The following is a 23,373-nucleotide window of genomic DNA, read 5'->3' on the forward strand; positions in this document are numbered from 1 at the left end:
AGGAGGAAGGAAATCATGGTAGAAAAAAAGGTGGAAGTGTTATTGAAGACAGGTCTTCAGGCTCGTCCGGCGGCTTTATTTGTTCAAGAAGCGAACCGGTTCACATCAGATGTGTTTCTAGAGAAGGACGGCAAAAAAGTGAATGCGAAAAGTATTATGGGCTTAATGAGCTTAGCTGTTAATTTGGGTGCTGGTGTGACGATTATTGCTGACGGAACAGATGAAGAAGAAGCGCTTGCTGCTTTGACGAAATATGTCCAGCAAGAAGGATAAGAAAAGAACAGGCCATGTGAAAAGAGGGAACACCTCCTTCTCACATGGCTTTATTCTTTCGTATGAAGAGAAACAGCCCTTTCAAACGTCACTTTTGTGTGATGTCTGAAAGGGCTGCGCTGTTATCGTTTATTATTTACCAGAAGGATCGTGCGCTAATACTTTATCAATTAATCCGTATTCAAGTGCACGTTCTGCTGTCATGAAGTTATCGCGTTCTGTATCACGCTCAATAACTTCAAGTGGTTGACCAGTACGCTCAGATAAAATACCGTTTAATTTATCACGCAAGAATAAGATGCGTTTTGCGGCAATTTCGATTTCAGTTGCTTGACCTTGAGCGCCTCCAAGCGGTTGGTGAATCATCACTTCACTGTTTGGAAGAGCAAAGCGTTTTCCTTTTTCACCTGCTGCTAATAAGAAAGCCCCCATTGAAGCAGCCATACCGATACAAATTGTTGAGACTTTAGGCTTAATGAATTGCATTGTATCATAAATAGCCATTCCTGCTGTAATCGAACCACCTGGGCTGTTAATGTATAAAGAAATGTCTTTTTCAGGGTCTTCTGCAGCTAAGAATAATAACTGAGAAACGATAGAGTTAGCGACATTATCATCAATGGCGCTTCCTAACATAATGATACGGTCTTTTAATAAGCGAGAGTAAATATCGTAGGCACGTTCCCCGCGATTTGTTTGTTCAATAACTGTAGGAATTAAATTCATCTAAATTCCTCCTTTGAATGTTTTGTATATGTAATTTATAATACAGCTAAGGTCAATGAAGGTCAAACAAAAGAACTTTCTCTCAACAATATTCCACTTATAGGAGCGATATTCCTTGTCTAATTTTTAAAATATGAAAAAAGTAACAAGAAATAAACATAGTTCCAGTTTTCCCGCTAATTTTGGATTTAAACATAGAAAAGCTACTTGCAAAAAACCTATTTATTGAATATAATCTAACATAGTTCATAAAATTTGCCCTCGTAGTGTAGTGGATAGCACAAGAGATTCCGGTTCTCTTAGGGTGGGTTCGAATCCTGCCGAGGGCGTCCTTGAAAACCGTCTAATGTAGACGGTTTTTTTATTTTTAAACTACATTTAGCTACAAGAAGCCCTGACGAAGATGGTCGGGGCTTTTTCAATAATTTGTAAGAGAGAAAATTTTTCGTCTCATTTTCATGTAACATTTTTTGTTTTCATCCGACTAATAGAGTAGAAGGGTCCATTAGAAGCAAGCATTTCGACATGGTTGCTTTATTTGCCAATTTAGTTTAAAACAAGTATGTAGGGACCTTACAAAGGAGGAAGAAATATGAAGTTAGTTCAAAAAGGATTTGTAGTCAGTGCTGGATTGGCGCTGTTATTAGCTGCTTGCGGTACAACGGAAGAGGTCACCGAAACAACAAACGGTGCGGCTGAACAAACCGAAACAACCACGTCAGAAACAGCAGAGCAGGAAGTAACTGAAAACAATCAAGAGTCACAGGAAGTAGGAGAAACAGAGACTGGGGACGAGCAACCGGAAGCTGAACGGGCACCGGAGCAAGCCTTAACATATGAAAAAGATGGCCAAGCGGTTGAAGAAACAGGCTATTTAAAGACAAGTGATAATCAAAATTATAGCATGTATGTATTAGATGGCTACTCTTTAGAAGAAGAAGAGCCAGGTAAAGATATTATTATGTTTTCAGAGAACGATAAAGCGTTTATGCGCATTGAAATTGTTCCAAGTGATATGGAATTGACAACCGTCGAAGACATCGTTAAAACAACAGCTGAAGCGATTAGCTCTGAGGCGACTGTCGTGGAGGATTTCCAAAAAGAAGGTATGTTAAAAGATGCTGTATGGTATAAAGCTGTGACAGCTGAAGATGCGGTCAATCTCATTTTAATTAAAGGTGAAAAGCCGATGAAACTGTCTATCTACACACCGAAAGCTGAAGAAAACATCGAGCCTTTCTTAGCGATGGCACAAACCATTCAGGCGAAGGAATAAAGAAAACGCCTATTTACTGGCTGTTAAGGCGGCATAAATACGAAAAACAGGTCGTGACGAGGAAGTCATGACCCGCTTTTCGTAAGCAAGAAAACATTGTTTCTCTTCGTTTTCTCGTTCCGCTCTTTCCAGATTTGTAGTAAAATGTGAGAAAGGGAGGGGCGAAAGAATGAAAGTTGGTTTATTTCAGCAGCAATCACTAAAAGTAATGATGACGAAAGAGTTGTCTCAAGCTATTTCGTTATTGCAATATTCCGCTTTAGACATTGCGTCATTTTTACAAGAGCAAGCTTTGCAAAATCCCTTAATTGATTTTCAAGAGCGCAGCGTGCTAGCCCAAAGAAAGGCTCCTCGATCAACGAATGTCTCATCCAACAATGTCATTAATCCAATTGATGTTATTGCATCTAAGAAAGAAACCTTATATCAACACTTATTGGAACAATTGAGTTTTATGAAACTCTCATCTTCTCAAAAGGCCATCATTGTTTATATGATTAACAGTCTTGATGAGAAGGGGTATTTAAATGAGGATGTAAAAAGTATTGAAAGCGCTTTAAATGCCAGTGAGGAAGAAGTGGAGCAAGCGCTGACCATTCTTCAAAAAATGGAACCGGTTGGGGTAGGAGCTAGAAATTTACCGGAATGTTTATTGATTCAATTGCAACGAAAAGGGATATGTACAGCTGAAATGGAAATAATTTTGACTGAATTTTTCGAGGAATTCGCCTATAGAAAATGGGAGAAATTAGCGAAGAAGCTGGATATATCTATTCGTGATATACAAGAAATGTACGATGAAATTTTACAGCTCAATCCACGACCTGGCTTGAAATTTGGAAATGATCAGGAAAAATTCATTATCCCAGATTATGTAGTGTATAAAGATCAGGAGGGCTTGTATTTAAAAGGAAATGACGCCGTCGATATTCAAGTTACCATGAATGCAGACTATAAAAAGGCGTTGAATGATAAGAGAAACAAAGAATTATCCATGTACTTGCAAGAGAAATACCGAGAATTCCAGTGGATTTTAAAAGGGTTGAATAACCGTAAACATACATTGGATCAGGTGATGCAAGGCATTTTTGAATATCAGTCTCTCTTTTTCGAGAAAGGGCCCGCTTTTTTAAAGCCTTTAACAATGAAAGAATTAGCGGATCAGGTAGAGGTGCATGAATCAACGGTAAGCAGAGCAATTAAAAATAAATATGTGCAAACACCGTTTGGAATGTTTGAAATGAAATCTTTCTTTACGAACAGCATTTCATCTCAAGACAATCAAGAATTGTCTTCTTCCTATGTCAAAACATTAATTAAACAATTAGTTGATCAAGAAGATAAGAAGAAACCGTTGTCTGATCAAAAGATTTCGAAAAAGCTTGAAGAAGAGCATGATGTGATGGTATCTAGAAGAACGGTCGCTAAATATAGAGAAGAGCTTCAAATCTTTTCCTCATCACAGCGAAAACGATATGAATAAAGCAGGGAAGTGAAACGAATGGAAATCATGATGTACACGAAAACGGACTGTCCATTATGTGAAAAAGCGAAAGCAACATTATTGGAACTGCAACAGGAATATTCTTTTGAATTCCAAGAAGTTGATATTTATGAAAATGATATGCTTTTAGAGAAATATCAGCTGATGATTCCCGTCGTGGTGATGGATGGAAAAGAAGTAGCGTTTGGACAAATTAGAAAAGTCGAAATAAGAAAGCGGTTACTTTCTGAGACTGCGAATTTATGAGTTGAATAAAAATTTTGACCCTGTTAAAATGAAACATGTAACAGGGTGAATTTTTTTTACTCAATGCGGGACATAATATGTCTATACGGGACAAAAAGTGTCCATCACTCTATACCTTAAGGGGAATAAATCATGCAATCGCTTATACAAGCACAACAAAAGTTATTGCCTGATCTTCTCTCTGTTATGCAAAAAAGATACCAAATCCTCCAGTACATACGCTTGATGCAGCCAATTGGAAGACGGAATTTGGCTGTTAGTCTCGGACTTACAGAACGAGTACTTCGTAGTGAAGTGACGTTTTTGAAAGACCAAAATTTACTGGATGTGTATTCAAGTGGCATGACGTTAACGGATGAGGGAGAAGTTCTTCTTTCGCAACTTGAAGAAGTGATGAAAGAAGTTTCAGGTCAGAGGTTATTGGAAACAACATTAAAAGAGGTCTTTTCTCTCTCAGAAGCAATTGTTGTTTCAGGTGACAGCGATATATCGCCTTGGGTACAGAAAGAAATGGGGAGAGCAAGTGCCTCATGTATAAAAAGACGCCTTGTTGGTAAAAAAAATATCGTTGCTGTTACAGGTGGAACGACGCTGGCTGCTACTGCAGACATGATGACACCGAATGCAAAAGGTTCGGATGTTCTGTTTGTCCCTGCAAGAGGCGGTCTCGGAGAAAACGTCCAAAATCAAGCTAATACGATTTGCGCCAAAATGGCGGAAAAGTCATCAAGCAATTATCGCTTATTGCATGTGCCAGACCAACTCAGTGATGAAGCGTATCGCTCCATTATTGGGGAACCATCGATTAAAGAGATGCTTCATCTCATTAAATCATCGAGTATGGTTGTTCATGGAATAGGGGACGCTATGACAATGGCAGAGCGACGCCAAACACCGAAGGCTGATTTGGAGAAAATCCAATCAGGACAAGCGGTTGGAGAGGCTTTTGGCTACTACTTCAATCAAGATGGTGAAGTCGTCCATAAAGTCAAAACAATAGGCATACAGCTTGAGGATTTAAAGAACAATAAATGTGTAATTGCTATAGCCGGTGGCTCCTCAAAGGCAAAAGCGATTAAGGCATTTATGCAACAAGCACGTGATTCCGTCCTCATTACGGATGAAGGTGCAGCAAAAGAGTTGGTAAGGGACTTAATTTAGCCCCTACATATAAATTATCCATCACAACCATTTAAGGAGGAAATTCTCATGGCAGTTAAAATTGGTATTAACGGGTTTGGCCGTATTGGTCGTAACGTATTCCGCGCAGCTTTAAAAAATCCTAACGTTGAAGTGGTGGCTGTTAATGATTTAACAGATGCTAACATGTTAGCTCACCTTTTAAAATATGATACAGTTCACGGTAAATTAGACGCTGAAGTTTCTGTTGACGGAAACAACTTAATCGTTGATGGTCATACGATTCAAGTATCAGCTGAGCGTGACCCTGCGAAATTAGCATGGGCAGATCGCGGTGTAGAAGTAGTAGTAGAATCTACTGGTTTCTTCACAAAACGTTCTGATGCAGCGAAACATTTAGAAGCAGGTGCAAAAAAGGTTATCATTTCTGCTCCAGCTACTGATGAGGACATCACAATCGTAATGGGTGTTAACCATGACAAATACGATGCAGCAAGCCACGATGTTATCTCTAACGCATCTTGTACAACAAACTGCTTAGCGCCATTCGCGAAAGTATTAAACGACAAGTTCGGTATTAAACGCGGTATGATGACAACTGTTCACTCTTACACAAACGACCAACAAATCTTAGACTTACCACATAAAGATTACCGTCGTGCTCGTGCAGCAGCTGAAAACATCATCCCAACTTCAACTGGTGCTGCAAAAGCGGTATCTCTAGTATTACCTGAGTTAAAAGGTAAATTAAACGGTGGAGCTATGCGCGTTCCAACTCCAAACGTATCTTTAGTAGACTTAGTTGCTGAGCTTAACCAAGAAGTAACTGCTGAAGAAGTAAACGCAGCATTACAAGCAGCAGCTGAAGGTGAATTAAAAGGTATCTTAGCTTACAGCGAAGAGCCATTAGTATCTGGTGACTACAACGGTAACCCAGCTTCTTCTACAATCGACGCATTATCTACAATGGTAATGGAAGGAAGCATGGTTAAAGTAATCTCTTGGTATGACAACGAGAGCGGATACTCTCACCGTGTAGTAGACTTAGTAGACTACATCGCTTCTAAAGGTCTATAAGAAAGAAAAGAAAAATACGTCTTGATTGGATATACTCGCCAATCAAGACATGATAAAATGACCAAGGGGGAAAGGGGATTTAGCCCTCTTTCCCTTCATTTCTTCATACTTCTTTAAATAGGAGCACCACCCTTTATTTACGGAAGTCTGAGTTCACAAAAAGGAGGCCTTTTTAAGATGAACAAAAAGACATTAAAAGACATCGATGTAAAAGGTAAGAAAGTTTTTTGTCGTGTAGATTTTAACGTACCAATGAAAGATGGCCAAGTAACAGACGAAACACGTATTCGTGCTGCGCTTCCAACAATTCAATACTTAATGGAGCAAGGGGCAAAAGTTATTTTAGCGAGCCACCTTGGTCGTCCAAAAGGTGAAGTAGTGGAAGAACTACGCCTAACTGCTGTGGCAAAGCGCTTAGAAGCATTGCTTGGCAAAACGGTTATTAAAACAGATGAAGCTTACGGTGATGCCGTGAAAGCAGAAATCGAAAAAATGACTGAAGGTGACGTATTAGTTCTTGAAAACGTACGTTTCTATGCTGGAGAAGAGAAAAACGATGCTGAATTAGCTAAAGCGTTTGCTGAATTAGCAGATGTTTACGTAAATGATGCATTCGGTGCGGCTCACCGTGCACATGCTTCTACAGAAGGAATCGCTCACCATTTACCAGCAGTAGCAGGTTTCTTAATGGAAAAAGAGCTTGATGTGCTTGGAAAAGCATTATCTAACCCAGAGCGCCCGTTCACGGCAATCGTTGGGGGAGCGAAAGTAAAAGACAAAATCGGCGTAATCGATAATTTACTTGAGAAAGTTGACAACTTAATTATCGGCGGCGGTCTTGCTTATACATTCATTAAGGCACAAGGCCATGATGTAGGTAAATCATTGTTAGAAGAAGACAAAATTGACTTAGCTAAATCCTTCATGGAAAAAGCAAAAGAAAAAGGCGTTAACTTCTACATGCCTGTTGATGTAGTTGTAGCGGACGATTTCTCTAACGATGCAAACACGCAAATTGTTGCTGTTGATTCTATCCCTAGCGATTGGGAAGGATTAGACGCAGGTCCAAAATCTCGTGAAATTTATGCAGATGTTATTAAAAATTCCAAACTTGTTATTTGGAATGGACCAATGGGTGTGTTTGAATTAGATGCATTCGCAAACGGTACGAAAGCCGTAGCAGAAGCTTTAGCGGAAGCAACTGATACATATTCCGTAATTGGCGGCGGTGACTCAGCAGCAGCTGTTGAGAAATTTGGTCTTGCTGATAAAATGAGCCACATTTCAACTGGCGGCGGTGCTTCATTAGAATTCATGGAAGGCAAAGAGCTTCCAGGCGTAGTAGCGTTAAACGATAAGTAAGAAAAGCGAAGGCGACTGTCTAGCCTTGAAAAGCGTTGGAACTGCTGATAGACAACCGTTCTTCGGTTTCAATGGCAGAAGGGAAACGACTGAAAGGTTAGAAGCCGCAACTGGACAGTAAAGGAACGAGCGTGCGGGACAATAAGGAACAAAGGTCATTCAGCCGTAAGGAATAAAGGCAAGGAGCGCAACCCTTGTTCTTTTGAGAAAGGCCTTTGACAGCACCTCCTTATCGTCACACTATGCTCTGTTCTAAACCGACCATAATTAAAAAGAAGGACGGTGTTACAAATGCGTAAGCCAATTATCGCAGGTAACTGGAAAATGCATAAGACGATTTCTGAAGCGTCAAGCTTTGTGGAAGAAGTAAAAGGACTAGTTCCTTCATCTACAGAAGTAGATTCTGTCGTATGTGCACCAGCACTATTTTTAGATCGTTTAGTAGAAGCAACAAAAGGCTCTGACTTAAAAGTTGGTGCTCAAAACATGCACTTCCAAGAAAGCGGTGCTTTCACAGGTGAAATTAGCCCTGTAGCTTTAAATGACCTTGGCGTTCAATATGTTGTGTTAGGTCATTCAGAGCGTCGTGAAATGTTTGCTGAAACAGATGAGACAGTAAACAAAAAGACGATTTCTGCATTCAAACATGGATTAATCCCAATCGTTTGCTGCGGTGAAACAAACGAAGAGCGCGAGCAAGACCAAACAAAAGTAGTAGTTGAAGGTCAAGTGAAAAAAGCGCTTGAAGGCTTAGATGATGCGAAAGCGAAGCAAGTGGTTATCGCTTACGAGCCAATCTGGGCAATTGGAACAGGAAAATCGTCTACTGCAGAAGATGCAAACGAAGTATGTGCATACATTCGCAGTGTGATTGCAGAACAATTCTCTCAAGAAGTGGCAGAGTCAATCCGCATTCAATACGGTGGAAGCGTAAAGCCTGAAAACATTAAAGAATACATGTCTCAACCGGATATCGACGGTGCACTAGTAGGCGGTGCGAGCTTAGAGCCGAAGTCCTTCTTGCAGCTTTTGGAGGCAGGTAAATAATGAGCAAAAAGCCGGTTGCACTTATCATCCTAGACGGTTTTGCATGCCGCCAAGAAACAAAAGGGAACGCTGTTGCCCAAGCAAAAAAGCCAAACTTTGATCGTTTCTGGAATGAGTATCCTCATGCACAGCTAACAGCTTCTGGTGAAGCGGTTGGACTGCCGGAAGGCCAAATGGGGAACTCTGAAGTAGGTCACTTAAACATTGGAGCGGGGCGCATCGTTTATCAAAGCTTAACGCGTGTAAACGTGGCAATTCGTGAAGGTGAGTTTGAAAAAAACCAAACCTTTTTAGATGCTATGAATCATGCGAAGCAAAACGGTACGAACCTCCATGTTTTCGGTTTGCTTTCTGATGGCGGTGTACACAGCCATATCGAACATTTATATGCCCTTCTTCGTCTTGCAGGACAAGAAGGTGTGGAGAATGTCTACATCCATGGCTTCTTAGATGGCCGTGATGTTGGTCCGCAAACAGCAAAGCGATATGTTAATGAATTAAACGAAAAAATTGAGGAGTATGGCATTGGAGAGATCGCGACTCTATCAGGCCGTTACTATTCAATGGACCGTGACAAGCGCTGGGAACGTGTAGAGAAATCATATCGCGCGATGGTATATGGCGAAGGTCCAACTTATCGTACTCCACATGAATGTATTGAAGACTCTTATAACAACGGTATCTTTGACGAATTCGTGTTACCGTCTGTTATGACAAAAGAAAATGGTGAGCCTGTAGGAACGATTCAAGAAAATGATGCAGTCATTTTCTATAACTTCCGTCCAGACCGTGCAATCCAAATTTCTAATACATTTACAAATAAAGATTTCCGCTCATTCGATCGTGGAGAAAAACATCCAGAAAACTTACATTTTGTATGTTTAACACACTTTAGTGAAACAGTAGATGGGTACGTAGCGTTCAAACCGACGAACTTGGACAACACACTTGGTGAAGTTCTTGCGCAAAATGGTTTAAAGCAGCTTCGTATTGCGGAAACAGAAAAATATCCTCACGTAACGTTCTTTATGAGCGGTGGACGTGAAGCGGAATTCCCTGGTGAAACGCGTATTTTAATCGATTCACCAAAAGTAGCTACTTATGATTTAAAACCAGAAATGTCTGCTTACGAAGTGACGGACGCGTTACTAAGTGAAATTGAAGCGGACAAGCATGATGCCATCATCTTAAACTTTGCCAACCCTGATATGGTCGGTCACTCAGGTATGCTTGAGCCGACAATTAAGGCGATTGAAACAGTCGACGAATGTCTTGGCAGAGTCGTTGATGCAATTATTGCAAAAGGCGGTACAGCAATCATCACAGCAGACCATGGTAATGCGGATGAAGTTGTAACGATGGAAGGAAGCCCAATGACGGCCCATACAACAAACCCAGTTCCTGTTATTGTTACAAAACAAGATATTGAACTGCGTGAAGATGGGATTTTAGGAGATTTGGCTCCAACGGTGTTAACGCTGCTAAATGTAGAGCAGCCTGAAGAAATGACTGGTAAAACTTTAATTAAATAAAACATATTAAAGGAGAATGAAACGATGCCAACAATTATTGATATTTATGCTCGTGAAGTATTAGATTCTCGCGGTAACCCAACTGTAGAAGTAGAAGTATACACAGAGTCAGGCGCTTTCGGACGCGCATTAGTACCAAGCGGTGCTTCTACAGGTGAATATGAAGCAGTAGAATTACGCGATGGCGACAAATCTCGCTACCTTGGCAAAGGTGTATTAAAAGCAGTTGAAAACGTAAACGAAGTAATCGCTCCTGAGCTTGTAGGTATGGACGTTACAGACCAAATCGGTATCGACCGTCTTATGATCGAATTAGATGGCACAGAAAACAAAGGTAAATTAGGTGCAAACGCAATCCTTGGTGTATCAATGGCAGTCGCTCATGCAGCAGCTGATTATGTAGGTCTTCCATTATACCGTTACCTTGGCGGATTCAACGCGAAGCAATTACCAACTCCAATGATGAACATCATCAACGGTGGTTCTCATGCAGACAACAACGTAGACTTCCAAGAGTTCATGATCTTACCTGTGGGTGCTCCTACATTTAAAGAAGCAATCCGTATGGGTGCAGAAGTATTCCACGCGTTAAAATCTGTATTAAGCAGCAAAGGCTTAAACACAGCTGTAGGTGACGAAGGTGGTTTCGCTCCTAACTTAGGTTCAAACCGTGAAGCTTTAGAAGTAATCATGGAAGCAATCAAAAAAGCTGGTTATGAGCCAGGAAAAGACATTATGTTAGGTATGGACGTAGCATCTTCTGAGTTCTACAACAAAGAAACTGGTAAATATGATTTAGCAGGTGAAGGCCGTACTGGTTTAACTTCTGCTGAAATGGTAGACTTCTACGAGCAATTAGTAAACGAATTCCCAATCGTTTCAATCGAAGATGGTTTAGATGAGAACGACTGGGATGGTCACAAATTATTAACTGAGCGCATCGGTACAAAAGTTCAGTTAGTAGGTGACGATTTATTCGTAACAAACACGAAAAAGCTTGCTGAAGGTATCGAAAAAGGTGTAGGTAACTCTATTCTTATTAAAGTTAACCAAATCGGTACATTAACTGAAACGTTTGAAGCAATCGAAATGGCGAAACGCGCTGGTTACACAGCAGTAGTTTCTCACCGTTCTGGTGAAACAGAAGATGCAACAATTGCTGACATCGCAGTTGCAACAAACGCTGGCCAAATCAAAACTGGTTCTATGAGCCGTACAGACCGTGTAGCAAAATACAACCAATTACTTCGCATCGAAGACGAGCTTGGCACATTGGCTGTATATGACGGCATGAAATCTTTCTACAACTTAAAGAAGTAATAGATTTCAGCTGACATATGGGTGGGCTTGTATCCATTCCTTATGTATGTAAGTAACCTTCAACCTCCCGTTCATGTCTTTTAGACATGAACGGGAGGTTTTTATTTGTTCATTTTTATGGAAAGTAAAGAAAGAAAAAATCACGTTTAATAGGGGAAGGCCAAAAAGATAGAGTCGATTGTTAAGAAGAAAAAAATTGAATAAGGCCGACAACAACAGCGGCTGTACTAATGCCTGTACCGATAATCCATTTGATTAATTGAAGGTGACTTTTTCCCACTGCATTTTCGACTTCTTTATGTGTGGCATATCCTTTTTCCGTTAAAACACGGTCCATAAGTGCCCGTACATCATTTTCTTGAAGGTGACCCGAATGAAACTCTTCTATATTCTCCAACTGCTGCTCGAGCTCGCTTATCTTCATTTCAAGCTCTTGTAATTTCAGCTCAAAATCTTTCATGCGCGCAGTCTCCTTTTAGATAGTTTCTATAGTATATTCAATTCCGTTGAAAGTGCATCCGCTTTTGACTTTCCGAGGATGAACAAGAAACAGCAAGTCGTTTTTTGGTTTGTATCGAATAAGGAGACGGATCATAAAGTTACATTGGCAATTCAGCCCTGTCTATTGTACCTGTTAGTATTTTGTGATAAATTAAACTTAATGCAGTGTGCGTAATAGGAGGTGCAGATATATGCATACATTTTTAGTTACGTTATTAGTTATCGTTTGCGTTGGTTTAATCGCGGTCGTATTGTTGCAATCAGGTAAAAGTGCAGGTCTTTCAGGCGCCATTTCTGGTGGAGCGGAGCAATTATTCGGAAAGCAAAAAGCACGAGGGATTGATGCAGTGCTACACCGAATGACGATTGTGTTGTCGATTTTATTCTTTGCTTTAACAATTGCAGTTTCTTATTTCCAGTTATAAGAGCGAGCTGTTCCAGCTGCTCTTTTTTGTGCCATCAACTAGATTCGCTTTCCTCTGTTTTTACAGCAAATCGGGCGAATGCAACAATTCTTCTCTGTTAAAGCTGAATGATTCTGCTGGAATAGATGGAATGCTATAATAAGAAGAGGAATCAATACTTAATCAAACGTTTGTTTAAATAGGACATGCCTTGCGGCAAATAGATTTTGCATACATAAAACGATGATTAAACAAACGTTTATTTAAATTCATCAGGCAAGGTATCGCAAGGGATTAAAAGATTTTAATCAAACGTTTGTTTAGCATAAGTAATCATGAAAAGGGGTTATGAACTATGAAAATTGTACAGCCAAAACCTTTTACGTTTGAAGGCGGAGAACGTGCCGTGTTATTGCTCCACGGGTTTACGGGAAATTCAGCAGATGTAAGAATGCTTGGCCGTTTCTTAGAGACGAAAGGTTATACATGTCACGCTCCTATTTATAAAGGGCACGGAGTTGCACCGGAAGAGCTCGTTCATACAGGTCCGGAAGACTGGTGGCAAGATGTAATGAATGCCTACCAATTGTTGCGTGATCGCGGCCATGAAAAGATAGCTGTGGTTGGTTTATCATTGGGAGGCGTATTTTCATTGAAATTAGGTTACACTGTACCTATAAAGGGTATTGTACCTATGTGTGCGCCAATGTATATCAAAAGTGAAGAGGTTATGTACCAAGGAATATTGGAGTACGCTAGAGAATATAAAAAGCGTGAAGGAAAAACGAACGAGCAAATTGAACAAGAAATGACGGAGTTTCAAAAGACACCGATGACAACGTTAAAAGCGCTGCAAAATCTCATTTCGGATGTTCGTCACTCCATCGATATGATTTACGCACCTACATTTGTTGTACAGGCCCGCCATGACCATATGATTAATACAGACAGTGCCAATATTATTTACAATGAAGTAGAATCAACCGATAAACATATAAAATGGTATGAAGAGTCAGGGCATGCAATTACTTTTGATAAAGAGCGAGACCAATTGCATGAGGACATCTATCAATTTTTAGAAACATTAGATTGGTAAACGAGCAAATTAACAAGTCCACTATAAGGAGGACAATTATGGAACAAGAAATTCAACAGCACATTGAACGGCTGTTATCATTTATGAAAGAAGAAAGTTATAAACCGTTAACGGTTCAGGAATTGGAGCAAGCCTTCGGGATTTCTGATTCTTCTTCTTTTAAAGAATTCGTCAAAGCGCTTGTCATTATGGAAGACCAAGGGCTTGTCATTCGTACTCGCAGCAATCGCTATGGATTGCCAGAGAAAATGAATCTTGTGCGAGGAAAGCTGACAGGACATGCGAAAGGATTTGCTTTTGTGGTGCCGGATGAGCCGGGGATGGATGATCTCTTTATCCCGCCGACTGAAACGAACAACGCAATGCACGGAGACATCGTTCTTGCGCGTATATCAGAGCAATCGTCTGGAAGCCGACGTGAAGGCTCGATTGTGAAAATTATTGAGCGCGGAATTCAAGAAATTGTCGGGACATATTCAGAAAGCAAAAGCTTCGGGTTTGTCATTCCAGATGATAAGAAATTCGGAAGCGATATTTTCATTCCGAAAAATGCTTCCAAGGGAGCGGTTGATGGCCATAAAGTAATCGTCCATTTAACAAGCTATCCGGAAGGGCGTATGAGTGCTGAAGGAGAAGTCATTCAGATTTTAGGGCATAAAAACGATCCTGGAGTCGATATTTTATCTGTCATACATAAGCACGGTCTTCCAACGGCCTTTCCGGAAGAAGTGCTCCAGCAGGCGAATGAGACCCCAGATACGATTAGTGAAGACGAATTGAAAAATCGTCGTGATTTGCGTGACCAAGTAATTGTAACCATCGACGGTGCCGATGCGAAAGATTTAGATGACGCTGTAATGGTTCAACGTTTAGAGAACGGAAACTACAAGCTTGGTGTTCATATCGCCGATGTAAGTCATTATGTCACAGAAGGCAGTCCAATTGATGTAGAAGCACAAGATCGCGGAACAAGTGTCTATTTAGTGGACCGTGTCATTCCGATGATTCCACACCGTCTGTCAAATGGGATTTGCTCATTGAATCCAAAAGTCGATCGCTTGACCCTTTCATGTGAAATGGAAGTGAACGAGGAAGGGCAAGTTGTATCACATGAAATTTTTCAAAGTGTGATTAAAACGACGGAACGGATGACGTATACGGATGTAAATAAAATCTTAACAGATAAAGATGAAGAGCTGTTAGAGCGCTACGAGCCGCTTGTTCCAATGTTTGAATTGATGGGAGAATTAGCGCATATTTTACGCACAAAGCGTATGCAACGAGGCGCTATCGATTTTGACTTTAAAGAAGCGAAAGTGCTTGTTGGAGAAGATGGAAAGCCTTACGATGTGACCTTGCGGGAGCGTTCGGTCGCGGAGCGTTTAATTGAAGAATTTATGTTATTAGCCAATGAAACGGTCGCGGAGCATTTCCATTGGATGAATATTCCGTTTATGTACCGTGTCCATGAAGATCCGAAACCGGAAAAGCTAGAGCGTTTTCTTGAGTTTGTCACAAACTTTGGTTACGCCGTAAAGGGGACAGGTAACGACATTCACCCTCGTGCTCTTCAAGAAATCTTAGAAGCAGTACAAGGAAACCCAGAAGAAATGGTGATTTCAACCGTTATGCTTCGTTCTATGAAGCAGGCGCGTTATGATAAGGAAAGCCTTGGACACTTCGGGTTATCAACCGAGTTCTATACTCATTTCACATCCCCAATTCGTCGCTATCCGGATTTAATCGTGCATCGTCTAATTCGCACGTATTTAATCGAACAAAAAGTGGATGAGGCAACGAGAGAGAAGTGGAGTGAAGTGTTAGCTGATATCGCTGAGCACTCCTCCAATATGGAACGGAGAGCGGTGGAAGCAGAGCGGGAAACCGATGAAATGAAGAAAGCCGAGTATATGGCGGATAAAATTGGTGAAAAATTCGATGGCATTATTAGTTCTGTCACGAATTTCGGTATTTTCGTCGAGCTGCAAAATACGATTGAGGGGCTTGTTCACGTTAGTGACTTAACGGATGACTATTACCGTTATGATGAGCGGCAATATGCCATGGTTGGGGAACGAACAGGAACTATTCTCCGAATTGGAGATGAAATTACCGTTCAAGTTGTCGATGTGAACAAAGATGAACGCTCTATTGATTTTGTGGTCGTCGGCATGAAAGGAACGAAGCGACGCGAACGAAAAGCTCGACCGACTGTTATTAAAGGCAGCAAGGAAGGGCGCGACAGAAAAAAAGAAGAGAAGTCTTCAGACCGTGACGGCGAATGGTCAACGAAAAAACCGAAAAAGAAATCAAAGTCGAAGTCGAAGAAGTTCTTCGAAAACGCGCCGAAAGCGAAACGAAAAAAGAAGCGCAAGTAAAGAAGTGTCTCCGAAATGTCTTGCCCGAATGGGCAAGACATTTCATTTCTTATTCGTTGTATGAGTCGTTATTATTTGATAAAATATATGTTGCCGCTATGAAGGGGGAAATTGGTATGCCAAAAGGTGAAGGTAAAGTGGTCGCGCAAAATAAAAAAGCCTACCATGATTATTTTATTGAAGAGACGTATGAGACAGGCATGGTTCTTCAAGGGACGGAAATTAAGTCCATTCGTAACGGAAGGGCGAACCTGAAAGATTCGTATGCCCGTGTCCATAATGGAGAAGTATTTTTGTATAATATGCATGTCAGCCCTTATGAACAAGGAAATCGTTACAACCATGACCCGCTTCGCACACGAAAGCTGCTCCTTCATCGTCGTGAAATTAACAAACTCATTGGCTATACGAAAGAAGAAGGGTATGCACTTGTTCCACTCAAAGTTTATTTAAAAAATGGCTTTGCGAAAGTTTTATTAGGGCTTGGTAAAGGGAAAAAGAAATATGACAAGCGCGAAGATTTGAAAAAGAAAGAAGCGAAGCGAGAAATTGAAAGAGCTTTTCGCGATCGTCAAAAGGTATAGGTTTTACAAAAACTTACAATTGCATAATTTCATGAGTGTGATATAATAAATTTGTCGGTAGCCAGTACGACAAATTATTGAACAGTAAACTTTAGCGGAAAGCTACTAATATTCCAGCTTCCCTTTCTATAATGGGGACGTTACGGATTCGACAGGGGTAGTTCGAGCTTAGGTTGCGAGTCGAGGGGATCGACCTCGTTAAAACGTCAAAGCCAATAACTGGCAAACAAAATTACGCTTTAGCTGCCTAATATAGCGCAGCTGTTCGCCCCTCCATCGCCCATGTGGTAGGGTAGCGGACTCAAACTTAGTGGGCTACGCCGGAGTTCGCCGTCTGAGGATAAAGGAAGAGAATAACCAGACTAGCTGCTTGGAAGCCTGTCGATAGGCTGAAGGGTATGCGAAATGCCAATATATCGACTACACTCGTAGAAGCTTAAGTGCCGATGCTTTTGGACGTGGGTTCGACTCCCACCGTCTCCACCAAATACATATTTGGTGGTTTTTTTATTATGTACTCAAAAAGGGTAGTGGAGCAGTACGTGTTTGCATGAAATTCAGCATTTAATGAATTAGTAGCAAAAAGGACGGTAAGGGGGAGCAGAAGGTGAAGAAAACGGTCATGGTTGCAGGGCATTCTAAACTGCCGCAAGGGATGGCAATTAGTGAAATTCATCAAATATTAACGGTCACGATTGAGGTAGATACTACTTATGGTGTCGTTGTGGCCGCTTCTTGTACGCTTGCGACTGGACATGCTCAACAGTTCATTGGAGAATTAATTAAAGGATACAGTTTAAAAGACGGAATTGAACCGATTTTAGATGTAATCAAAAATCACTATCACGGAAAAGCACAGTCCGCGTTAATTGCAGCAATAAAAGATGCACATAAGCAGTATAAGTATTATTATCCAGAGTGATAAGATTAATTATCTGAATGTTCTTGACAATATTTCGGAGGAAAAATATACTTAAAGAAAGAATTACATCTAGAAAGGTTTCCCCTTTTAAGACCAGTAATTCATAAATGGAAATGCCCAATTATTAACTAATAACTGCAAAGTCTATCGGACTTCCTTACCGGAAGCCGCCAAGTAGATAAAAGCCAGTTATATCATTTCAATGGAATGATATAACTGGCTTTTTTTGTTCCGATTTGTCTGCGATACGGTTAAATTGGGCAGTTTCTAGCTTATGTAGTTAATGTGACGAAATATTTATTTAAAGGAGGATGTATTCATGAGTATGATGGAAAGGCAGTTCAAATCGTTTGTTCAAGTACAGCATACATTTGAAGTGAAAGAACATCGAGAGCATCATCGTTTATATGAGATTCAATTGGATCAGGAAGCATTGAGCCGTTTTATCAAAGAAAATAAGGAATTATCCGTTCAAAATTTGGAGTATGTTCCTTATATGCGACTCATATTAGCTAGTCGGTTCCAAGAAATTTTTGGAAAGCATTTTACGGAAACAGTTCGTGAGATTTTAGTCGATCGGCAATCAGGCGGCTTTACGTTAGGGATGCAAGGGTTAACAGACTATGATGAAGACTATGTTAAATTGGCTACCGCTCTTACGCACTTAATAGGTGGTGTTAATTTTGATGCGATGACGAATACGTATTATGCCCGCTTTACCGTCAAGCATACAGATTATAGCGATTCCTATTTACGTCAAGCGTATCGGCCGTTCACGCTTCATACGGATGGAACCTTCGTAGAAGAAAAAACGGATTGGCTGTTGATGATGAAATTGGCAGAAGAAAACGCTATTGGTGGGGAATCACGTTTGCTTCATCTAGATGATTGGGAAGACTTAAATAAATTTTTACATCATCCGTTAGCGACATACCGCTTTGAATATAAGGCACCGTCAAGTAAAAATGTGACAGAAACGGTGTACAATCAAACTTTTTTTGAACAAAATGGTAAGCCGTGCATTTGTTTCATCGATCAATTCGTTTATCCCGATACATTAGAGCAGGCAGAGTACTTGAAAGCTTTATCTGCATCAATGGAAAACAGTCCGGCTACTGTCGAGCTTTCCTTGCCTGTCGGTGATTTGGTTATGGTGAACAATACGTTTTGGCTTCACGGCAGAGCCGCGTTCCAGCCAAATGAATATTTACATCGTGAACTAATGAGACAGCGGGGATATTTCAAGAAACTTTAAAAGTAGGCAGGAGGAAGTGGAATGGAAGATATCATCGTCATTGGTGGTGGAATCATTGGATTATCGACGGCTTATGCAGTGAGCCGTCGTTTTCCGAACGCTCGGCTCACTGTATTAGAAAAGGAACATGACTGGGCACAGCATCAAACAGGAAATAACAGCGGGGTCATTCATTCTGGTATTTATTATAAACCAGGAAGTTATAAGGCGCGGTTTGCGACTGAGGGAAATAGGAAAATGCTGAAGTTTTGTGAAGAATTCGGAGTTCCTTATGATCAGTGCGGCAAAGTAATTGTCGCTGTGAAGAAACAAGAACTCCCGCTTCTTGAGAATTTGTATAAGCGTGGACTAGAAAATGGTTTAGCTCTTGAAAAGCTGGATGTTGACGCTTTAAAAGCAATAGAACCTTATGTCAATGGTTTACAAGCTATTAAAGTGCCGCAAGCGGGGATTATCGATTATGTCCAAGTATGCAAAACTTTTGCCAATCAGCTGCAAAAGCGGGGAGCAGAGTTGTATTTAAATACTGCTGTCACCGAAATATTTGAGCGTGAGCATCAAGTAGAGGTGTTCACGAATCAAAAAACGTTCATTGCCAAATTTATTATCAACTGTACGGGCCTTCACAGTGATCGGGTCACAAAAATGGCAGGAGTCCATCCAAATGTGAAAATTATTCCATTTCGAGGCGAATATTATAAATTAAAGGAAGAGAAGCATCATCTTGTTCGGAATTTAATTTATCCTGTCCCCAATCCGGAGTTTCCATTTTTGGGCGTCCATTTTACACGAATGATCAACGGTGGGGTCGAAGCCGGTCCAAATGCTGTGCTCGGATTAAAGCGGGAAGGATATAAAAAAACGGACTTTAACTTGAGAGATGTCTCGGAGGTAATGCTGTATAAAGGGTTTTGGAAGATAGCGTCCAAATATTGGGAAGAAGGGCTTCGCGAGATGATTCGCTCTTACAGCAAGAAAGCGTTTGTTCAAAGTCTTCAAGAGCTCATTCCAGATGTGAAGGAAGAAGACCTTGTGCCTTCTTCAGCTGGTGTTCGGGCACAGGCGTTAAAAGAGGATGGAAGTTTAGTGGACGATTTTTTCATTGTACCAGGAAAGAGAAGTATTCACGTTTGTAATGCACCGTCTCCAGCTGCGACAGCCTGTCTTCCGATTGGAGAAGAGATTGCTTTACGTGTGCCAGAAGACATTAGTAAACAGGTCGTTCATTTTTAATGATTGAGAAGTTTATGAACATAATATGGAAAAAGGAGGGGTCTAAAAAGAGACAAACCACCTCTTTTCAGACCCCTCTGCAAAATGGACCGTTACAAAAAACCAGGAGTATTACAGGCTTTGATAAACGGTCCATTTTGCATAAAAAGAAAAACTATCGTTTCCTCAAAATTTCAAGACTTATTGGACAGCCCCTGTAATTGAAAATTAAACTGTCGTTTCTGATTGTTTTTCACTCACGTAGCGATTGTGCGGATGCTCTTTACATTCGCTGCTGCATGCACGGAAATGTTCATGCTCGCATTCTTCGCATAGTAGTAGGTGCTTATTGCATTCTGGGTTTCCACATTTGACGTAACGTTCTTCTGGTTTATCGCAGTGATAACATTTTCCAACCACGGTTGCTTCTTCTGTTCGATTAACCGGAACCGAGATTCGCTCGTCAAAGACATAGCATTTTCCATCCCATAATCGCCCTTGAACTTCTTCATCGTAGCCGTATGTGATAATACCGCCATGAAGCTGTGATACATCTTGGAAGCCCTCTTTTACAAGGAACCCTGAAAATTTCTCGCAGCGGATGCCGCCTGTACAGTACGTTAAAATTTTCTTGTCCTTATGCTCGCTTAAATTTTCGCGAACCCAATCTGGTAGTTCGCGGAATGTTTCAATGTCAGGACGAATGGCATTTTTAAAATGGCCAAGGTCGTATTCATACGTATTGCGGGCATCGAGAATGATGACATCTTCTTGCTGCATCGCCTCAAAAAATTCTTTCGGAGCAAGGTAGTTTCCTGTTGTAGCGTTCGGATCTACATCGTCTTCTAAATTTAAGTGGACGATTTCCGGTTTTACTTTCACTTTCAGCTTTTTAAAAGCATGTCCTTCTGCTTCCTCGATTTTAAATACCATATCCGAAAAGCGATCATCTTCGTGCATCACTTTCATGTATGCTTCTGTTTGTGCTTTTGTTCCGGATACCGTACCGTTTAAGCCCTCGTTTGCAACAAGAATACGTCCCTTCAAACCTAGTTCCTGGCATAAGGCGATGTGTTCTTCTTTAAACGCTTCAGGTTCCTCGATTGGCACGTATTTATAATAAAGTAATACTTGATAGTCCATTTTTACACCTACTCTTAAAACTTTTTCCTCTCTATCATAACAAAAAAAATGAAAATAGAAAGGTCAAACCGTTTGGATCCAATTATATCCATGCTTGAACGATACAAACTAAGAAAGGAAATTAAAAAATGGACCGTCATGTGAAACATGACGATCCATGGTGAAAGGGAGGAAACGAACCAATCTGCTTCGTTCCAAATGTCTTAATCGTTTCCTATTCTGCTAAAAAGTAATTTTCAATATCATCTAACATTAAGTGTGCGGCTCTTACACCACCCGCTGTGTTCCAAACAGGATCGCTTACTTTATGAAGATTTCCTGCTTTAACTGCGTTTAAGTTTTGGAAAAGAGGATCGTTAATCCATTCTTCTTCTAGTTTCGATGCTTCACCGTCACCAGTTTCATAAGAGAAATAGAAGATTACGTCCCCATCCATAGCTGGAATCCGTTCTTTTGTCGCATTCTTTTCCGCAAAGTCATCGACATTTTGAGATTCAGGACGGGCGAAACCTAATTGATCTAAAATTACGCCAGAAAAGCTGTCTTTATGATAAATACGAACATCTCCAGCTAGGAAACGAACGATCGACACTTCTTTTTGCAGTTGATCACCAAGTCGAGTCTTTAAGTCAGCAACACGGTTATCAAACTCCTCCATGACTTTCTTTCCTTCTTCTTCCTTGTTCACAGCTTTTGCATAAAGTTCAAAATTTACTTTCCAATCACCGCGTAATTCTTCTGCGAAGACGGTTGGAGCAATGGCGCTTAATTGTTCGTATACCGCTTCTTGTCGCATTTTATTACCGATAATTAAATCTGGTTGTAAAGAGGCGATTGTTTCTAAGCTTGGTTCGCTTTCCGTACCTACGCTTTCGACTCCTTCCATGTCGGCTGCAATATGCTCATACCAAGGGTCGCCAAGCCAAGATTGAACAGCGCCGACCGGTTTGACACCGATTGCTAAAAGGGCTTCTGTTCCTTCATTTGTTAAAATGACGACACGCTCTGGTGTTTTTTCCAATTCCGTTGTTCCCATTGCATGCTCTACAGTATATGACTGACTTTCCGTCGTTTTTGGTTCACTTCCTGAATCTTTCTCTTCAGAAGCGGAATTTTCTGTGTTGCCGCAACCTGCAAGTGCAAGAAGGGCCATCAATATGAAAGCAATGAACATGGAAGAGAAGCGCTTCTGCTTAAAATATGTACTCATCTAATTCCCTCCTAATATGAAAATGATTTTCATTCACAATTAGAATGGTATTTGAAATTAGAAAAACTGTCAATCATAAAATGAAAATGATTATCAAATTCATTGACACCGTTTTTTTCATCTCCTAAACTAAAAATAGAACTAGAAAGATTGAGGAGAAATATAATGCTGCTTAGAAGTACTCAAGGAAAATGGCTGGGATTCATAGTCGCTTTATTGCTATTGTGCATAGGCATGGTGTTTAGTGTGGTACTTGGCTATACAGATACGAGCTTTCAAACAGCACTTCAAGCATTTCAGCAGTTTAATGGATCGAATGAACATATTATTATACGAGATGTCCGGCTTCCACGTGCGCTAATTGGAATGGCAGTAGGAGGGAGTCTCGGGATAGCGGGGGCATTGCTGCAGGCATTGACGAAGAACCCGCTTGCTTCCCCTGATATTCTTGGCTTTAATGCCGGTGCTGCTTTTTTCATTGTCGCCGCACTTATGATGTTTTCAATAAATTCTTTGCAGTCAATTACATGGCTTGCTTTTGCGGGGGCTGCATTGGCTGGGTTAATTGTTTACTTTTTAGGATCTATCGGCCGAGAGGGATTAACGCCGATGAAATTAACGTTGGCTGGCGCTGCCATAGCCGCTTTATTTTCATCAATGACGCAAGGGTTGCTCGTGATGGATGAATCGGCTCTGGAGCAAGTCTTATTTTGGATGGCCGGGTCGGTTCAGGGAAGAAAGCTTGAGATTTTATTTTCGGTCTCCCCGTATTTGTTAACGGGTATTTCCATTGCTTTTTTCATGTCCCGTCAAATTAATACGTTAACGATGGGGGAAGATGTAGCAACCGGGCTGGGGCAGCGTACCGGAATGGTGAAGCTTCTAGCGGGCGTAGCCGTTATTTTATTGGCTGGAGGATCTGTCGCCATTGCTGGTCCAATCGGCTTTATCGGTATTGTAGTACCGCATCTTGTCCGTTCATTAGTCGGAAATGATTACCGGTGGATTCTCCCGTATTGTGGAGTTGTTGGAGGGATTTTGTTGTTAGTAGCTGACATTAGTGCCCGCTATGTCATTATGCCGGAAGAAGTGCCTGTTGGTATTATGACGGCTTTAATTGGAACCCCATTCTTTATTTACATTGCACGTAAAGGGGGGCGTTAAT

Annotated in this window: 22 protein-coding genes, 1 tRNA gene and 1 other RNA gene; 20 read left to right on the forward strand and 4 right to left on the reverse strand. The window is 40.9% G+C overall.

Going from position 1 to position 23,373, the window contains the following annotated elements:
• The first annotated feature begins 15 nt into the window (after positions 1-15).
• A complete protein-coding gene (locus tag ACXAEO_RS21325; RefSeq protein WP_474884856.1) occupies positions 16-273 on the forward strand; it encodes an HPr family phosphocarrier protein in 258 nt (85 codons plus the stop codon).
• Between the two features lie 132 nt (positions 274-405).
• Here ACXAEO_RS21325 and clpP read toward each other — a convergent pair whose 3' ends face one another.
• Positions 406-999 (reverse strand): ATP-dependent Clp endopeptidase proteolytic subunit ClpP, encoded by a 594-nt coding sequence (clpP, locus tag ACXAEO_RS21330; protein WP_474884858.1) that lies wholly within the window; start codon positions 997-999, stop codon positions 406-408.
• 257 nt (positions 1,000-1,256) lie between these two features.
• Between clpP and ACXAEO_RS21335 the strand changes: the two genes are divergently transcribed.
• From ACXAEO_RS21335 to eno, 10 genes are all read left to right on the forward strand, one after another.
• A tRNA-Arg gene (locus ACXAEO_RS21335) sits at positions 1,257-1,328 on the forward strand.
• Between the two features lie 263 nt (positions 1,329-1,591).
• Positions 1,592-2,275, forward strand: coding sequence for a hypothetical protein (locus ACXAEO_RS21340; protein WP_474884859.1), 684 nt, complete (start codon positions 1,592-1,594; stop codon positions 2,273-2,275).
• A gap of 169 nt (positions 2,276-2,444) precedes the next feature.
• Positions 2,445-3,758, forward strand: a complete 1,314-nt coding sequence (gene rpoN, locus ACXAEO_RS21345; protein ID WP_474884862.1) for an RNA polymerase factor sigma-54 — start codon at positions 2,445-2,447, stop codon at positions 3,756-3,758.
• 18 nt (positions 3,759-3,776) lie between these two features.
• Entirely contained in the window at positions 3,777-4,025 is a 249-nt protein-coding gene (locus tag ACXAEO_RS21350) for a glutaredoxin family protein (protein ID WP_474884864.1), read from the forward strand.
• Between the two features lie 132 nt (positions 4,026-4,157).
• Positions 4,158-5,186 carry a sugar-binding transcriptional regulator gene (locus tag ACXAEO_RS21355; RefSeq protein WP_474884867.1) on the forward strand — a complete coding sequence of 343 codons (1,029 nt, stop codon included), beginning with the start codon at positions 4,158-4,160 and terminating at the stop codon, positions 5,184-5,186.
• A gap of 48 nt (positions 5,187-5,234) precedes the next feature.
• Positions 5,235-6,242: a type I glyceraldehyde-3-phosphate dehydrogenase gene (gene gap / locus ACXAEO_RS21360; RefSeq protein ID WP_474884868.1), complete on the forward strand. Its 1,008-nt coding sequence runs from the start codon at positions 5,235-5,237 to the stop codon at positions 6,240-6,242.
• 177 nt (positions 6,243-6,419) lie between these two features.
• Positions 6,420-7,604 carry a phosphoglycerate kinase gene (locus ACXAEO_RS21365; RefSeq protein WP_474884870.1) on the forward strand — a complete coding sequence of 395 codons (1,185 nt, stop codon included), beginning with the start codon at positions 6,420-6,422 and terminating at the stop codon, positions 7,602-7,604.
• 291 nt (positions 7,605-7,895) lie between these two features.
• The gene (tpiA, locus tag ACXAEO_RS21370; RefSeq protein ID WP_474884872.1) at positions 7,896-8,651 is read left to right on the forward strand and encodes a triose-phosphate isomerase; all 756 of its coding nucleotides are present in this window, start codon (positions 7,896-7,898) and stop codon (positions 8,649-8,651) included.
• Positions 8,651-10,183, forward strand: coding sequence for a 2,3-bisphosphoglycerate-independent phosphoglycerate mutase (gpmI, locus tag ACXAEO_RS21375; protein ID WP_474884875.1), 1,533 nt, complete (start codon positions 8,651-8,653; stop codon positions 10,181-10,183). Before tpiA ends, gpmI begins: the two co-directional genes overlap by 1 nt.
• 24 nt (positions 10,184-10,207) lie before the next feature.
• A complete protein-coding gene (gene eno, locus ACXAEO_RS21380; RefSeq protein ID WP_474884877.1) occupies positions 10,208-11,503 on the forward strand; it encodes a phosphopyruvate hydratase in 1,296 nt (431 codons plus the stop codon).
• A gap of 181 nt (positions 11,504-11,684) precedes the next feature.
• Here eno and ACXAEO_RS21385 read toward each other — a convergent pair whose 3' ends face one another.
• Complete coding sequence (locus ACXAEO_RS21385) at positions 11,685-11,963, reverse strand: hypothetical protein (protein WP_474884879.1); 279 nt, start codon at positions 11,961-11,963, stop codon at positions 11,685-11,687.
• A 232-nt stretch (positions 11,964-12,195) separates the two neighbouring features.
• On the opposite strand from ACXAEO_RS21385, the gene secG reads away from it, so the two are divergent.
• The 8 genes from secG to lhgO all read left to right on the forward strand — a co-directional run bounded on the left by secG (position 12,196) and on the right by lhgO (position 19,876).
• Positions 12,196-12,429 (forward strand): preprotein translocase subunit SecG, encoded by a 234-nt coding sequence (secG, locus tag ACXAEO_RS21390; protein WP_474884882.1) that lies wholly within the window; start codon positions 12,196-12,198, stop codon positions 12,427-12,429.
• 334 nt (positions 12,430-12,763) lie between these two features.
• Positions 12,764-13,504 carry an alpha/beta hydrolase gene (locus ACXAEO_RS21395; RefSeq protein WP_474884884.1) on the forward strand — a complete coding sequence of 247 codons (741 nt, stop codon included), beginning with the start codon at positions 12,764-12,766 and terminating at the stop codon, positions 13,502-13,504.
• A gap of 38 nt (positions 13,505-13,542) precedes the next feature.
• Positions 13,543-15,882 (forward strand): ribonuclease R, encoded by a 2,340-nt coding sequence (gene rnr / locus ACXAEO_RS21400; RefSeq protein ID WP_474884887.1) that lies wholly within the window; start codon positions 13,543-13,545, stop codon positions 15,880-15,882.
• A gap of 116 nt (positions 15,883-15,998) precedes the next feature.
• On the forward strand, positions 15,999-16,466 hold the full coding sequence (gene smpB / locus ACXAEO_RS21405) for an SsrA-binding protein SmpB (RefSeq protein ID WP_474884889.1): 468 nt from the start codon (positions 15,999-16,001) through the stop codon (positions 16,464-16,466).
• A gap of 133 nt (positions 16,467-16,599) precedes the next feature.
• Positions 16,600-16,952, forward strand: a transfer-messenger RNA (tmRNA) gene (gene ssrA / locus ACXAEO_RS21410).
• A gap of 136 nt (positions 16,953-17,088) precedes the next feature.
• The gene (locus ACXAEO_RS21415; RefSeq protein ID WP_474885120.1) at positions 17,089-17,388 is read left to right on the forward strand and encodes a DUF3870 domain-containing protein; all 300 of its coding nucleotides are present in this window, start codon (positions 17,089-17,091) and stop codon (positions 17,386-17,388) included.
• A gap of 319 nt (positions 17,389-17,707) precedes the next feature.
• On the forward strand, positions 17,708-18,643 hold the full coding sequence (gene glaH, locus ACXAEO_RS21420) for a glutarate dioxygenase GlaH (protein WP_474884891.1): 936 nt from the start codon (positions 17,708-17,710) through the stop codon (positions 18,641-18,643).
• Positions 18,644-18,664: 21 nt separating this feature from the next.
• Entirely contained in the window at positions 18,665-19,876 is a 1,212-nt protein-coding gene (lhgO, locus tag ACXAEO_RS21425; protein ID WP_474884893.1) for an L-2-hydroxyglutarate oxidase, read from the forward strand.
• Between the two features lie 207 nt (positions 19,877-20,083).
• Here lhgO and trhO read toward each other — a convergent pair whose 3' ends face one another.
• Together trhO and ACXAEO_RS21435 are read right to left on the reverse strand one after the other, a co-directional pair.
• On the reverse strand, positions 20,084-20,998 hold the full coding sequence (gene trhO, locus ACXAEO_RS21430; protein WP_474884894.1) for an oxygen-dependent tRNA uridine(34) hydroxylase TrhO: 915 nt from the start codon (positions 20,996-20,998) through the stop codon (positions 20,084-20,086).
• Between the two features lie 214 nt (positions 20,999-21,212).
• Complete coding sequence (locus ACXAEO_RS21435; RefSeq protein ID WP_474884896.1) at positions 21,213-22,208, reverse strand: ABC transporter substrate-binding protein; 996 nt, start codon at positions 22,206-22,208, stop codon at positions 21,213-21,215.
• 165 nt (positions 22,209-22,373) lie between these two features.
• Here ACXAEO_RS21435 and ACXAEO_RS21440 point away from each other — a divergent pair, with 165 nt between their 5' ends.
• Entirely contained in the window at positions 22,374-23,372 is a 999-nt protein-coding gene (locus ACXAEO_RS21440; protein WP_474884898.1) for a FecCD family ABC transporter permease, read from the forward strand.
• Position 23,373 lies beyond the last annotated feature (1 nt).

The organism is Bacillus sp. ABA4_010 (assembly GCF_056159105.1).